This is a genomic window from Nostoc sp. PCC 9305 (assembly GCF_963920915.1).
GTDB lineage: Bacteria > Cyanobacteriota > Cyanobacteriia > Cyanobacteriales > Nostocaceae > Nostoc.
Window position 1 is genome coordinate 1 of the sequence record NZ_CAWUDN010000095.1, and the last position, 14248, is coordinate 14248.

Annotated in this window: 14 protein-coding genes; 7 read left to right on the forward strand and 7 right to left on the reverse strand. The window is 40.3% G+C overall.

Annotated elements, in window-relative coordinates:
* Positions 1-52 precede the first annotated feature (52 nt).
* Positions 53-526 (forward strand): orange carotenoid protein N-terminal domain-containing protein, encoded by a 474-nt coding sequence (locus ACM0OX_RS27355; protein WP_414518144.1) that lies wholly within the window; start codon positions 53-55, stop codon positions 524-526.
* 65 nt (positions 527-591) lie between these two features.
* Here the strand turns inward: ACM0OX_RS27355 and ACM0OX_RS27360 are convergent, their stop codons facing one another.
* Complete coding sequence (locus ACM0OX_RS27360; RefSeq protein ID WP_414518105.1) at positions 592-1356, reverse strand: ABC transporter ATP-binding protein; 765 nt, start codon at positions 1354-1356, stop codon at positions 592-594.
* A gap of 178 nt (positions 1357-1534) precedes the next feature.
* Between ACM0OX_RS27360 and ACM0OX_RS27365 the strand changes: the two genes are divergently transcribed.
* Positions 1535-1987, forward strand: coding sequence for a Panacea domain-containing protein (locus ACM0OX_RS27365; protein ID WP_414518107.1), 453 nt, complete (start codon positions 1535-1537; stop codon positions 1985-1987).
* Positions 1968-2405 (forward strand): hypothetical protein, encoded by a 438-nt coding sequence (locus tag ACM0OX_RS27370; RefSeq protein WP_414518108.1) that lies wholly within the window; start codon positions 1968-1970, stop codon positions 2403-2405. Before ACM0OX_RS27365 ends, ACM0OX_RS27370 begins: the two co-directional genes overlap by 20 nt.
* On the opposite strand, the gene ACM0OX_RS27375 is transcribed toward ACM0OX_RS27370, so the two are convergent.
* From ACM0OX_RS27375 to ACM0OX_RS27385, 3 genes are all read right to left on the reverse strand, one after another.
* Positions 2402-3424, reverse strand: a complete 1023-nt coding sequence (locus tag ACM0OX_RS27375) for a zinc-dependent alcohol dehydrogenase (protein WP_414518146.1) — start codon at positions 3422-3424, stop codon at positions 2402-2404. The genes ACM0OX_RS27370 and ACM0OX_RS27375 overlap by 4 nt on opposite strands.
* Positions 3425-3531: 107 nt before the next feature.
* Positions 3532-3720, reverse strand: coding sequence for a hypothetical protein (locus ACM0OX_RS27380; RefSeq protein WP_414518109.1), 189 nt, complete (start codon positions 3718-3720; stop codon positions 3532-3534).
* A 57-nt stretch (positions 3721-3777) separates the two neighbouring features.
* Positions 3778-4848: a glycosyltransferase family 4 protein gene (locus ACM0OX_RS27385; RefSeq protein WP_414518110.1), complete on the reverse strand. Its 1071-nt coding sequence runs from the start codon at positions 4846-4848 to the stop codon at positions 3778-3780.
* 460 nt (positions 4849-5308) lie between these two features.
* On the opposite strand from ACM0OX_RS27385, the gene xth reads away from it, so the two are divergent.
* On the forward strand, positions 5309-6091 hold the full coding sequence (xth, locus tag ACM0OX_RS27390; protein ID WP_414518111.1) for an exodeoxyribonuclease III: 783 nt from the start codon (positions 5309-5311) through the stop codon (positions 6089-6091).
* A gap of 95 nt (positions 6092-6186) precedes the next feature.
* On the opposite strand, the gene ACM0OX_RS27395 is transcribed toward xth, so the two are convergent.
* The 3 genes from ACM0OX_RS27395 to ACM0OX_RS27405 form a co-directional block, all read right to left on the reverse strand.
* Positions 6187-7275 (reverse strand): T3SS effector HopA1 family protein, encoded by a 1089-nt coding sequence (locus tag ACM0OX_RS27395; RefSeq protein WP_414518113.1) that lies wholly within the window; start codon positions 7273-7275, stop codon positions 6187-6189.
* Positions 7276-7375: 100 nt separating this feature from the next.
* On the reverse strand, positions 7376-8617 hold the full coding sequence (locus ACM0OX_RS27400; protein ID WP_414518115.1) for a phosphotransferase family protein: 1242 nt from the start codon (positions 8615-8617) through the stop codon (positions 7376-7378).
* 750 nt (positions 8618-9367) lie between these two features.
* Positions 9368-9688, reverse strand: coding sequence for a TMEM14 family protein (locus ACM0OX_RS27405; protein ID WP_414518116.1), 321 nt, complete (start codon positions 9686-9688; stop codon positions 9368-9370).
* A 108-nt stretch (positions 9689-9796) separates the two neighbouring features.
* Here ACM0OX_RS27405 and ACM0OX_RS27410 point away from each other — a divergent pair, with 108 nt between their 5' ends.
* The 3 genes from ACM0OX_RS27410 (at position 9797) to ACM0OX_RS27420 (ending at position 14105) form a co-directional block, all read left to right on the forward strand.
* Positions 9797-11125 carry an ATP-binding protein gene (locus tag ACM0OX_RS27410; RefSeq protein WP_414518118.1) on the forward strand — a complete coding sequence of 443 codons (1329 nt, stop codon included), beginning with the start codon at positions 9797-9799 and terminating at the stop codon, positions 11123-11125.
* Positions 11126-11392: 267 nt separating this feature from the next.
* On the forward strand, positions 11393-12682 hold the full coding sequence (locus ACM0OX_RS27415) for a tellurite resistance TerB C-terminal domain-containing protein (RefSeq protein WP_414518120.1): 1290 nt from the start codon (positions 11393-11395) through the stop codon (positions 12680-12682).
* Between the two features lie 94 nt (positions 12683-12776).
* Positions 12777-14105, forward strand: a complete 1329-nt coding sequence (locus ACM0OX_RS27420) for an ATP-binding protein (protein ID WP_414518121.1) — start codon at positions 12777-12779, stop codon at positions 14103-14105.
* Positions 14106-14248: the final 143 nt, after the last annotated feature.

Consider the following 14248-nt stretch of genomic DNA (forward strand, 5'->3'; position numbering starts at 1 on the left):
GTTGCGTGGCGGGGTGTAGCCCCGCCCGCTATTTGTGCCAGTTGCGTAAGTCCTGGTGGATAAGTTTAACGCCTTAGATACCGATGCCAAATTAGCCTGGTTCTATTTTGTTTATGAAAAAATGGGTGATTCGATCACGCCAGCTGCGCCAGCTGCGGCTGAACCAGAGTTAGCACCACTTCTGCTCGGAGATTATTTTAAATTATCCGATGAGCAGCAACTAGAAATTATGCGGGATATTGTTAACCGCAAAGACACAGAATATTCTCGTGCTTATGGGGCGATCAAAGAAAATAACCAGCTGCTAGTTTGGTATGCTTGGGCGGTAGCTATGGGGGATACGGTGGTGGGAATGCCAGCTAGCTACCAGGCAAGTAAGGCAATTAAGGATCTGCTTTCGGAAATTGAAGGACTAGATTTTGAAGAGCAAATGTCAGTGTTTCGGACAATAGCTGGTGAAGTGGGTTACACCGATGTTAAACCGATCGCAACGCAAGCAGAAACTGGGAAAACATCAAGTTTGTAATCCTCCTTGGCGACTAGAAGTTGCGCCTACACAAACTAAAGTCCGCCTCTGCGGACTTTAAGAACCTACGAGACAGCCAACTGATTCAAGTCGGCTGGGGTGAGGTTGGAGTGTACTACTTGACCATCACGGAACCAAACGATGCGCTGGGTTTGACGGGCAACTTCTGGTTCATGTGTCACCATGACAACTGTGATTCCACTGGCATTGAGTTCGCCAAAAATATCTAAGACTTCTTGGGTTGTGCGCGAATCAAGTGCGCCTGTGGGTTCATCAGCGAGGAGTACTACAGGACGATTGACGATCGCCCGCGCGATCGCTACTCTTTGTTGTTGTCCGCCAGATAGTTGAGTTGGTTTGTTGTTAAGGCGATTTGCTAAACCTACTCGCGTCAAAGCTTCTATGGCGCGATCGCTTCTTTCTTTCGGACTCACACTAGCATAAACCATTGGTAGCATCACATTTTCTAATGCTGTGAGTTGGGGTAATAAATGGAATTGTTGGAAGACAAAACCCAGCTTTTTATTACGGATGTGTGCCAGAGATTTATCATCCATTTGCGCCACATCAATATTATCTAAGTAATAATGTCCACCTGTGGGTCGGTCTAGACAGCCAATAATATTCATAGCTGTGGATTTACCTGAACCAGAAGGCCCCATAATTGAACAATATTCGCCCTCGTGGATAGTCAAATTCACATCGTTAAGTGCTTTGACTTCAGTTTCGCCACTGCCATATATTTTAAAGATATTCTCCAAACGAATAATTGTTGATTTAGGAACGGGATTAGGAACTAGAGAATCGGTAATTGAAATAGTGTTTGCCATAAGGATTTAGTTATTAGTTGGTAGAGATGCAATTATAGCGATCGCTCAATTAAACTATAAGAAGCAGAAAAATTCTTCCTAGCTCTTGCTGTGATAACTCTGTAAGGTGATGTATTAGAGCAAATAAAAGCTAACTATTATCTAGCATATATCTAGCATACTGAAGGGGGTGGTTGTAGTGTTGTCATGTTTTAACGTAGCAGATTACTTTATCTGGTTAGCAAATGAAACAGGCTCTTTTATCAGTAATCTAAAGCTGCAAAAGCTTGTGTACTACGCTCAGGCTTGGCATCTTGCACTCAATGACACTCCTCTATTCCCAGAGGATTTTCAAGCCTGGATACATGGCCCTGTGATACCTGCGTTGTACCAGAAGTATAGGCTTTTTGGATGGCAACCAATTTTAGAAGATGTTAACCCAGAATTACCCCAAGAGGTTCAAGAGTTTCTAGATGAGGTTGCACAAGAATACTTTGCTTGTGATGGTTATGAACTAGAGCAGATGACTCATGCCGAGACACCCTGGAATTTGGCTAGAGGAAATCTACCACTTGATGAAGCTTCCAACGAAGTTATTCAGAAACAGTGGATGAAGGAGTATTACGGATCTCGTGTCGAAGAAAAGGATTAAGAAGACTGAGATTGCCAAAGACGGCATATCAGGCATTAGACCAACAAAGCTGAAGCCAACTCAAGGCATCAGCTTTTCGTTTAAATATTATCAGGACAGTAACAGCAAATTTTCTTGTAGCCAAAAAGAAATAATCTACTGGCTGACCTTGCTCGATCGGGTAAAAGCTCTATCTAGCCTAACGGCTCAAGAGTTGTTAGTAAATCGTAGCAGTACGCTCAGGTGTCATCCCATCAAGTGGGAAGATACCAGCGAGAGGGCATTTGGTTTGCCAAATGAAGAACAATTAGTTGACATACCATATCAGTTTTCCATCTCCTCAAATGAACATGGTAGGGTTCATGGGTTCTTTATTGACGAGATTTTCTACATTGTTTGGCTAGATCCAGATCATCTGCTGTACCCTGCAAAAAATTAAGGAATCATTGCTACCTTAATTACTTTACGCGCCTTCATATCAGAAAACACCTGTTCTAAATCTTTTAATGGTCGTTGTTCGCTAATAAGTAACTCAAAGGGAATGTTACGACTAGCTATGAGTGCAAGGGCCGATCGCACATACTCTGGTGTATTATGAAACACGCCTTTGATGGTAAGTTCGCTATAGTGTAGCTGTTCTGTATTCACAGTAATGCTGGTATCCCGCGGACATCCACCAAATAAGTTGACTGTTGCACCAGGACGGGCACAAGCGATCGCAGTTTCCCAAACACTTGGGACACCAGTGGCTTCAATTACTACATCTGCACCCCATCCTTGGGTAAGTTCTTTCACTACACTGGGAATCTCTGGAATTTGATGATAATTAAAGGTCTGGGTTGCACCCAATTTCTGACCAATTTCTAGTCTGTGGTTATTACCTCCCCACAGCAAAACCTCAGCTTTCTTACTCAACGCCGCCACAAACATCAGCCCAATTGCTCCATCTCCTAACACGACTACTTTATCTTTTGGCTTAATATTAGAACGGGCTACACCATGCAACACACAAGCTAAAGGTTCCGTCATCGCTGCCAATTCCCACGGCAACTCATCGGGAATCTGCAACAAATTATGCTCTACTATTGGTGTAGGAATTTTCAAGTATTGGGCAAAAGTCCCATTATTCCAGGTCAAATTTGGACATAAGGAATATTCTTGAAGTTGACAAAAAAAGCATTTCATACATGGTGCAGAATTATTCGCAACGATGCGATCGCCTACTTGCCAATTTGTCACCCCAGCACCCAAGGCAACAATTCGCCCAGCCGCTTCGTGACCAAACAGCGTTGGCGGTATCAGCATTCTGGCATGACCACCACGCCGCCAGACTTTTAAATCTGTACCACAAGTTGTTGCTGCCCCTACTTGGATTACAACCTCGCCAGCCGCCGGAGTGGGGTCAGAAACTTCCTCTAGGCGTAAATCTTCTTGACCATAAAGTAACGCTGCTAACAAAACTTTAAACCTATTAATTAGCTCCATCCGATTTTACCAGTTGGGTCTTATTGATAGGTTTAAACTAAATCAGTATTGATTTTTAGTAGGTTTTATACATTGAAAAACTAGCTATTCACCGCTGGCTGGGGAAGCACACCGCTGTTCCTGATTTCCACATTAGGCAGGCGAGTAGCAGCAATTAACAGTGGTACTTCTTGTCGGCACGACAGGCAAAACCAGTATAGTTCACCATGACGGGCATGACGCAGGAGGGAACCACCGCAGCATGGGCAAGTGTTGGCTCTCGTACTCATACCAATGTCCTCCTTAAAAAAATTGTTGTTTTAAACTTAAGTCAAAAAAGCAGTTGATTAAAACTGAATGTTAGCTGCATGAATGCGGCCATTCGATTCTATGCGGTCTTTAATAATTTGTCTGTAAACAGCTTCATATCCGTTAACCATTTGGCTAACGCTAAAGTTGTTTTCTACATGTTTTCGACAGGTTTGACGATTGAGTTCCAAAGCTGGTGGAATCATTGCCGCCATTTCTGCATAGCTATTGCAGATAAAACCTGTTTTACCGTGGGCAATAACTTCAGGTACGGAGCCGAAATTCATGGCAATTACTGGCGTACCAGTTGCCATTGATTCAATCATTACTAAGCCAAAAGGTTCTTGCCAGCTGATGGGGAAAAGAGTTATCGCAGCATTGCCCAGAAGTTCAGTTTTTTGGGCGTGGTTAATTTCACCGAGATATTCAATTTGCTGACCATCTATGTGGGGAGCAATCTCTTGTTCAAAAAACTCCGAGTTTTCTGCATCAACCTTTCCTGCCATCTTCAAGCGCCAACCACTTTGTTTAGCAATGGCGATCGCATGATGCGGGCCTTTATCTGGCGAAAAACGACCTAAAAACGCTAAATACGGAGGTTGTAAAGGTTGGGCTACAAATGGGTAATCTGCTAGCTCAATTCCGTTATAAACCGTGCCAACATAATTGAGATCGATTTGACGCTGGGAATTACTAATGCTGATGTATGGTTGCTTTTGGTAGTAGCTAAATGCGTGACGGTTGTCAGTTGTAAAATTATTGTGCAGGGTATGGACTGTAGCAGTTGCTGTTATCAAATTCGCTAAAGGTAATGCCGAAATTCCTACATGAGAATGGATGATATCGAATTGGTCGGCACGCTGGTAAACTTGGCTTAGTTCTAGCATTTCGTACACTGCATACTCTTTCACATTTGGGTCTAAGCGTAATGCACGTGGATAAACTGCTTCTAAATGAGCCAAAGTTTGAGAATCACCAGAGGCAAATAAAGTTACCTCATGACCGCGACGAACAAGTTCATCAGTCAAGCGACTCACTACCAATTCTATTCCTCCATAATTAGGAGGTGGAACCCTTTCCCATAAGGGGGCAACTTGAGCGATTTTCATAAGTTTTTCTGGTTCAGTCTATGAAATTGTCCTCAATATTAATGAGCTAGATCATTATTTTATGAGTAAAGAGCATTTGTACTTACTCTTTTGACATTTAAATTAACCTAACAGGCTATCAAAAGCGCAATAACGGTTAACCGTACCGCAAATTTTCTACCAACAAATCTAATTGACTATTGGCAAAAGTCAACTCTGAGCTACACTTCTAACCGTATAGCTAATCTATTATTTGTTGCATCTGTCTTGGGGATCATAAAGAGGTAGAATGTTTTGTAGCAGAACTTACAAAATTGAATATTTGGTAGCTGACAATACTAAAATATTCAATGGGATCAAGTCATTAAAGCTTCATTTAAAGGTAATTGGGAAAGATAACAGAAAATATAAATATTAAGTAATTGTACAATAATTACATAATTTGTAATTAGTAATTTACAAAAATTCTGATAATTAACTAATGAAAATCGCTACTTGGAACGTCAACTCAATTCGCACTCGCCTTGAACAGGTTATCGATTGGTTAACCCTAAATCCCGTTGATGTTCTCTGCTTGCAAGAAACCAAAGTTGTGGATGCTGAATTTCCGCGATCGCCTTTTGAGGAGTTAGGGTATAACCTTTATATGTCAGGACAAAAATCTTATAACGGTGTAGCTCTGATTAGCCGCCAGCCACTCGTAAATGTCAGTAGCGGGTTTAGGGCAATTTTGCCAGATTTACACCATGAATGGGACGAGCAAAAGCGCGTGATTACAGGTGTAATTGATGGTGTGCGGATTGTAAACTTATATGTTCCTAATGGCGCAGCGGTAGGAACGGAGAAATACGAATACAAACTGCGCTGGTTGACAGCGCTACACGAGTATTTGCGATTGCTGGTATTGTCAGAATCCGCAATTTGTGTGTGCGGCGACTTCAATATCGCCTTGGAAGATAAGGATATTCACGAGCAAGTGAGTACAGAAAATCACATTATGGCCACAGAAACAGAGCGCCAAGCCTTACGGGATATTCTGAAACTGGGATTTGCCGATGCTTTCCGCAAATTCACCACAGAAGGTGGAAATTATAGTTGGTGGGATTATCGCTCTGCTGCTTTTCGTCGTAACTTAGGTTGGCGAATTGACCATCACTATCTGACGCCCATCCTCTATGAGCGCGCTACAAGCTGTATTATTGATGTCGCGCCGAGAAAGTTAACTCAACCTAGCGACCATGTGCCGGTAATTGTAGAATTTTGAATTGGGCATGGAGAAGAGGCAGAGGGGCAGAGGAGCAGAGGGGAAAAACTTACTGCAACTTCTCCCCTGCTCCCTGCCTCTTTCCTCACTCCCCATCAATTTAACGGCTTATATATATCCTCAGAACTAGGGTTCAGATAAGGACGCTGCAAATCTATTAAGTGTCGCGCAAAATGTTGGTCAATAACCCTCATCCGTTCCTCCATCGCATTTTTACCTTTTTGCCAAGCCTCCAACAAAGCATTAGCAACGATTTGGCAACGGTTCATCCCAAAACTTTCTTGTGCCGCAAATTTTTGGGTTGGTTCTTCAGCTAAACCTAACCCTGGAGCTAAAAATTTGGTAAACAAAGGAATTTCGGGCTGGAAATGGGATTGATTTTCGATATAAACAGTCTGAAGGATTGCGCGGATTGCTGGATAGTCGGGGAGTTCAAAGTAAAGTAGCCCCGAATCATAGCGTCCGTATGCACTGGGATTGTGGAGAACTTGAAAGCTAAAGGGAATCGAGGCTGCATTTAGTTGCAGCGTCAAGCTTTCCATGAGAGCGATCGCACCAGATGCCGTAAAGTTAAAGTAGATTCGTCCTGCTCCTAAATCGGCGTCTGGGTTGCTTTGCCGTTCCTGTCCAAAATTGCTAACTGCTAAGTAACAGCCATTTTGCAGTCGATTTTTGGGCATCCAGATTGCTACCATATCACCCACTTTGGTAGATTTCTTACTGGATTCTAAATGGCAATCTGGCTCAACATAAAGTGTTAAACCGCCTTTAGTCACAGCCATAGTCCCATCAGGTTCTTTCCGCAACACCTGCCATCGAGGGTCAAAGTAACCTATGCCGTGATTACTGGCGTGCAGTTGTTCGTAAAAGTTCCAGTCAATCTCCAAAATAGAATTATCTGCTAAATTATGTTTTTGCGGTTGATTAGTATTATCAGTATTGACTGCCAAAGTACTTTGTAGGGAGCCATTGTAATAGATTCCATAGAGAAAATTTCGCAGCAGGAGAGTGAGATACTTCTGTTGTAAATCTACGGAATTTTGCTGAAATCTATCGGCTATTTTAGTTGGCAGAGCGAAGGGTTGATAATTGGGATGGTAAATACAAAAATTAGACTCAATCTGGATATTCTGAGCAATATCAAATAGAGAATTTAGCGATTGATTGATAGAGGAATTTAGCATTAATCAATTCAGAAATCAAACTTTAATAAAATAGAATTCAGGAGTCAGAAGACAGAATTCAGAATTGTGTGTTCTTTTTAAATTGTTCTGCTACCGATTGCTAACAACCACGTAGCCGAGTTTTTTCGTAATAAATCCGAAGTAACTGCTGCTCTTTCACAGGCTGAGGAAATTTATGAATCTTTGCCACAGGATTCAGGATTTCTGACTCTGATATCCCAAAAATGGTCAGTACAGCTTGCTCTGGCATTACAAGTAAACTTTTAGCTACTTGCAGCATACAGAGTTCAACATTATTAAAGTGTTTCCGGCACGTAATCATCTCCTGAATTTGATGAATTAGTGCCAGCCCCGCAAACTGGATAACGCGCGAAATAAAGTCACTGCGGTATTCCAAAATCATTGGGAAAGCATTTATATAAGCCCTAATTAAGGCAATAATTGAAGGTTGTAAAATCTCTAACGGTGTTAACGCCAAATGTAGAGATTCTTCTAACTCAATGGTGGGGTCTACTACCAGACTCTTAAGCCAAATTCCTAAATAGCTTGCCAGTAAAGTTCCTAAATCAAAGGCTGGGTCTCCCCAAGAACATGCTTCCCAGTCAATTAGTCGTATAAGACAATTGTCTAATTGCTCCCATCTGGAATGAACCAAAATGTTGTTCAATTTCAGGTCGTTGTGAGTTAAGCAGCAAGGATTCCAGCTATATGCCAAATCTGCGATCGCAGATTCCAAACTCTCGTATTGTTGATAGAGAACATAGAATTTTAGTGCATCCGTGGGAACAGTCCCAAAAATTTCTGGCCCAATCGACCCTACCCCTTGAGCTGGATTGTAAAACCCGTAGCGAAACTCTCCTTGGGGAGCAGTTGCCATAAAATCCCGATATTCTCGGCGGTTGTAGGTGGCGCGATGCAGTCCCGCCAAAGTTGTGCCGATGGCAGAGGCAATTTCTTGTGGAAAAATATCATTGTTGTGGTACAATGTCGCAAGCTCTAGATATTCATTCAAGTAGCTACGGACAAGAATTGAATTTTCTTCGTCAAAATGCACTACCAATGGCGCGATTGCCGAAGTATTACCTAGAACTGGAAACTGTTGTAGCAACTGGTGAAACAGCCACTCCTGAAACAATTCATGAGGCGCGCCGTCATTGTTGTTAATGTTACGTTCTTGTTTTACGAGCAGTTGGCGATTATCTGCTAAAGTCACTAGTAAATTGAAATTGTTCTGACTACATGCTGGCAACTCAGATTTGTCTGATGGGCCATCTTCTGAGCTACACAGACCCGCGTCTTGCAGATACTGGATAACGTTATGAGAAGACAGTGATAATACCATGTATTATTTCCTACTTCATTAAATTACTTAAACTTATCGTGTCAAATTTGCTTGGTCTTAAGAGTTTTTAGTAGATAGGAACTAATGCAAGAAGAGAGATGTGAATAACAATAAAGATTTCTACAATCTACTAATATCTCATATTTGGGAGAAAAACCTGCCAAAATGGCACCAAGTCCTTTGCAATTCCTTTAAAATTGGCTCCCAGATACCGTGACATCTTTACACTTTCTCAGCATAGTTACTTAGATACATCTAGAGTAAGTTCTGTGGTAAAGCCTTTTTTTGTGGCAAAGAAGCATCCCCAGCAAAAAAAACTGATTGGTAGCAGATGTTGTTTGATGTTCAGTAGTCATCCTCAAAGCAGCGAAGAATTTGAGTAATCCTTCGCGATACGAAGCATGACATTCAACACTATTACTTTTATTTATCATCACAAAGCCAAAAAAACCGGAGTTTTTTAGCAATTAGTAATTATTTTTTGATTTAATTTTCAGAATTGATGTCTGGAAACCTGATTGTAACGTTATTTTCGTCACCTACATATTGTAGATGACTATGGGCGATCGCAAATAAAGCCTACATGAGCGCATCTTATGTAAGTGTACTTTTGTCAAGCTTGAAACAGGGCATTTTTCAAAGACAAGGGTAACAAGTCACAGTAATATAAATGTACTAATATAATTCAAAGCAGGGAAAGTCATGCCATACCAAAAACACAGGAGGGTGGTTATTGCTGAGAGACTAATGCTACCTTAAAGCCACAAATTGATTCACCATCACCGCCAATGCCAGCATACCCAAAATTGTCATTAATCCCGCAGGCATAAACTTGTGTGTTTTTGCCAGTCTAAATGCAAAGACAACTACTAAAACAGCAGTAACCAAGACTGCTAAAATCGCACCCCAAGTTTGTCCTTGGAGTTGAAAGTAAGCGGCAAGTATTAGTAATAAACCGCTAATGCTACCACTTAAGAGTGAAACTCTACTTGTAGCTTGAATGTAGCCAATAACCCCACCAACAATCGCTAATATGCCGTAGGCCAAAGCAGCAACTATACCTAAATTCATTGTTAAAACCTATGTAGACTTTGACTTTACTGCCAGGGTCAGCAGACAATTTACCATAGCTATTTAGCTATACCACACAGTTGATTGATAAATAATCTAGCGATACCAATGGCAAGTACTTCCTTATATACAAAGGTTCAATATCTCCAGCGCCAAGCAGCATCACTTTTACTGTACCAGTCTGTTCTCCAAGGTGAAATCGGGATGGCGTTTCTGGAACTGTTGCAAGCTATACGTTACACTAACACCGATGCACGAGGCTGTCTCCAAGCCTACGGCAGTTACTTCCATGCTTTAGCTGCTAGAAATCAAAACTGGGAAGACTATTTAATTACTCAACTTCTCTTCTGTGAGAATCCCTTTACAAGGCTGGCGGGAGTCCGAGGATTTGAAGATTTGCCCTCAGCTTTAGTAACAGCAGTTCAGCATGATTTACAAATATTGCAAAGTCTCTATGAATGTAGCAGCGCTTCTTTAAGCGAGTGGGTACAAGACGTAGCTTATATGCCGATTTCACCAGTAGTGTGGTATAAAGAGCAAGAATTGCTAGGAGTAGAGACAAAATTCACTACATATCTACAAGAGTTAGATAATTGGGGTGATGCTGTAGAAGATTTAGCAGCTTATTATCGGCAATGTGGCTCTGGTTTATTTGCAGAATATCGCGCTTTGCGATGGCAATCTGGGCAGTTTATCGGTATCCGGTATTCTGACCAAATTAAGCTGAGTGCCCTTGTCGGTTATGAATCTCAAAAAGATGCTTTGTTGAAAAATACAGAGTTTTTATTATCAGGAGAGATGGCACTGCATGTATTACTTTACGGTAGTCGCGGTTCTGGCAAATCTTCTTTAGTGAAATCTTTGTTGAATGAATATAGTAATCGCAGCCTCCGCTTATTGGAAGTGGCAAAATCTGATTTAAAAGACTTACCAGAAATCGTGGAACATTTACGAGGTGTGTCACAAAAATTTATTATCTTTGTCGATGACCTTTCATTTGAAGAAGATGATGATGCCTTTAAAGCCCTCAAGGTAGTTTTAGAAGGTAATTTAACAGCGCGGCCTCAAAATGTAGTTGTGTATGCTACCTCCAATCGCCGCCACCTGATTCGGGAGTTTTTTGTAGATAGACCGACTCCCAAGGATAACGAGGAAATCCATGCCTGGGATACGATGCAGGAGAAGCTTTCGTTTAGCGATCGCTTTGGTTTAACTTTGACTTTTGAACCAGCCAATCAGAAAACTTATTTAAAAATTGTACAACATCTAGTGGCACAAGCTGAACTTAATATTACCCAAGAAGATTTAGAATTTCAGGCATTACAATGGGCAACTCGTCATAATGGTCGTTCTGGACGTACAGCACGGCAGTTTGTTGATTTTTTAAAAGCAGATTTAACACTTTTTCATGCAAATAAAAACATATCCAACACTTAACATTAAAATTGTTTCATTAATGATTGCGCTTTTTTGTAACTCACAGAACAATGTTATGCAATATTAACTAAAATTAAATAGTTCATAACAATTCTGATACCAAATCTGGGAAAAATATCTTGACTAACCAAACAAAACAATGAATTACAAACCACTTAAATTAAGTATTTTATATGTGTTATTTAATTACGAATTACGAATTACGAATTATAAATTACTATGAGAGCTACTTATTCAAATAATTTTACTACGCTAAAAACCAGCAATATGCAATCAGTAACGATCAGCAATCGATTTATACTAGTGATAGTTGCCTTTAGTGTGAGTTTTGGTCTTAGCCTTGTCCCAAGCTGGGATTTTAATAAAGCCTTTCTCACAGGTGTAATTACTGCCGTTACTATCCATACAACAGCATTATTCATAGACAAGCGGCGCCGAAATTATGAAATATATGTTTTAGGTTCTCTGCGCAAGCGAATTAAAGATATGGAGGAATTAAAGGCTCGTGTTGTCAGAGAAATAAATCAAATTGAAGAACATCATAATTTACTATATGCTGAATCACAACAGTTGCAAAATCAAGTCATAGAAAGCCGTAGTCAAAGAGATAGTCTACATCGAGAATTAAGAACATTTGCCGGACAAAAGAAGCAACTAGAAACAGAAGTTAGTAGCCTGCAAACTGAAATTCATAATTTGCAGAACAATCAAAATGAATTGAACAATGCTTTTTCTATCCTCACAGCAGAAAAGCGCCGTTTAGAGTCAAATTGTAATGTATCTCGTGCTGAAATCACTCAATTGCAAAGTCAAATTTCCGAGCTACAACACGAGAAACAAGAAGTTGAAAATAATTTAACTCTTTTAGGCAGACTCAAACCCCAATTAGAAGAAAAATTATACGAACTGCGAATTGCAATTCAAGAGCTAGAAGTTGAGACAACCCAAAATAATCAATTGCTTGTAGCCACGAAAACCGAAAGAGAAAATATCCAAGCTATTCTTGATTCTTCACAAACCCAACTAGCAGAACAAAAAGCTGAATTACAGCAATTACAAGGACAAGTTTCATTATTGCAAGAAGAACGAGACTCATTACAAAATCAAGTATGGGAATTACTACAACAAGTAGAAACATTGAATCCAGAGCCTTTCTCTGATAATTTCCAAGAAGATGATATTGAGTTATTTCCATTTTCGGAAATAATTGAATCTTCAGGTATTATTGACAATTCGGAAGTTGAGACATCGGAAAACATCTCCGAAGAATGGACTAATTTTCTCGAAAATATTCCAGGATATGAGTTACAAGTATTAAAAGCTATAGTTGAACAAGATAATCCCAATAGTGCTATTAAAAAAATTGCCGAAGCAAATATCACTATGCCAAATTTATTAATCGATTCTATAAATGAACGCGCAAATGATACTATTGGGGAATTAATAATCAATTCTGATTCGGAAAGTCCAAAAGTTTATCAGGAGCATATAACAGATGTTAAAAAAATGATTGCGATGTATGAAGGCCTCATGGCTAGACATACTTCGTCAAATTAAATTATTATTGCCGTCGTAAGATTTAGTAGTAAGGTGATGTACCTTACCTACTTACCGCGTGCTTCTGTATTTAGAATAAAGTGAAGTGTAATACATGGCAAAGCTCAAAATCTCGAAGAAAATCTCCACTGCTTTAATTAATTCCCTTGGTGCAGGGGTAGTACCAAGAGTGGGAGTTGAATATATAGCAGTAGGTCGAGAAAAAGAACTAAAAAGCCTATTACAAAATCTCGATGATATTGCAGAAGGTGTCGCAGCATTTCGCTTCATAATTGGTAACTACGGTTCAGGAAAAAGTTTTTTATTACAACTAATTCGTAACCGAGCTATGGAGCAAGGTTTTGTAGTAGCTGATGCTGATTTATCCCCGGAACGCCGATTAGCTGGAAGCAACCATGAAGGTGTAGCTACCTATCGAGAATTAATGAGCCACCTAGCTACAAAAACTCGTCCTGATGGTGGTGCTTTAGTTTCGATTTTAGAAGGATGGATTAATAAAATTCAACAAGAAGTGGTTAAAGAAACTCAAATGCGTCCCAATGACGATGGTTTTGATGACCAAGTTGAATCGAAAATTAGGGAAGTAGTTCAGTATATTGAAGACTTAGTTCACGGCTTCGATTTTGGTAGCGTGATTATCGCTTATTGGCGTGGCTATCGATTAGATGATGATAATTTAAAAAATGCAGCAATGCGTTGGTTGCGGGGAGAATTTACTACTAAAGTTGAGGCGAAAGCAGCTTTAGGAGTGCGTGTAATTATTGATGATGATAGTTGGTATGACTATATAAAACTGTTTGCGAAGTTTGTCGCTGAGATTGGCTATAAAGGACTGTTAATTCTAGTTGATGAAGCCGTACATTTATATCAAATATCTACTACAGTCACACGAGAAAAGAATTATAATCGACTCCTCGCAATGTTTAACGACACCATGCAATGTAAAGCAGAACATCTTGGCATTGTTGTTGGTGGAACAACTAAATTTTTAGAAGACCCCAAACGCGGACTTTTTGCAGACCAAGCTTGGCAAAGACGTACAAAAGAAAGTCGTTTTGTTGCCCAAGCTAATGTTCAGGAACATTTAGGGCCAGTGATTCGGCTAAATCCGTTGAGTGAGGCAGAAATATTGACGCTTTTGCAACGTTTAGCTGAGATTCATGCACTTAATTTTGGGTATGAACAGACTTTGACAAATCGTGAGTTGAAGGAGTTTGTGCAAGAAATTATTAATCGCTTGGGTGCAGAAGCATTACTGACACCAGGGGAAATTGTGCGGGATTTTATGAGTGTGCTGAATATTCTTCACCAAAATCCAGGAATTGCGTTTGGTGAATTAATTCATGGCTCTAAATTTAAACCTACTGGTGTGGGTAAGGATGCAGAAGTTGATGAGGACGGCGCAGCTGAATTTAGTTTGTAGTTTACTCTCTAGTAATTGGTAAGCCAAGCCAATCGCTAATTTCATGAGTTAGCCAGTCAAGTTCTGGCAGAGTCACAGGAAAACTGTTAGCATAATTGGTATAAATTTCATACTTTCTGCTTCCTGCCCAGATTATTAGGTAA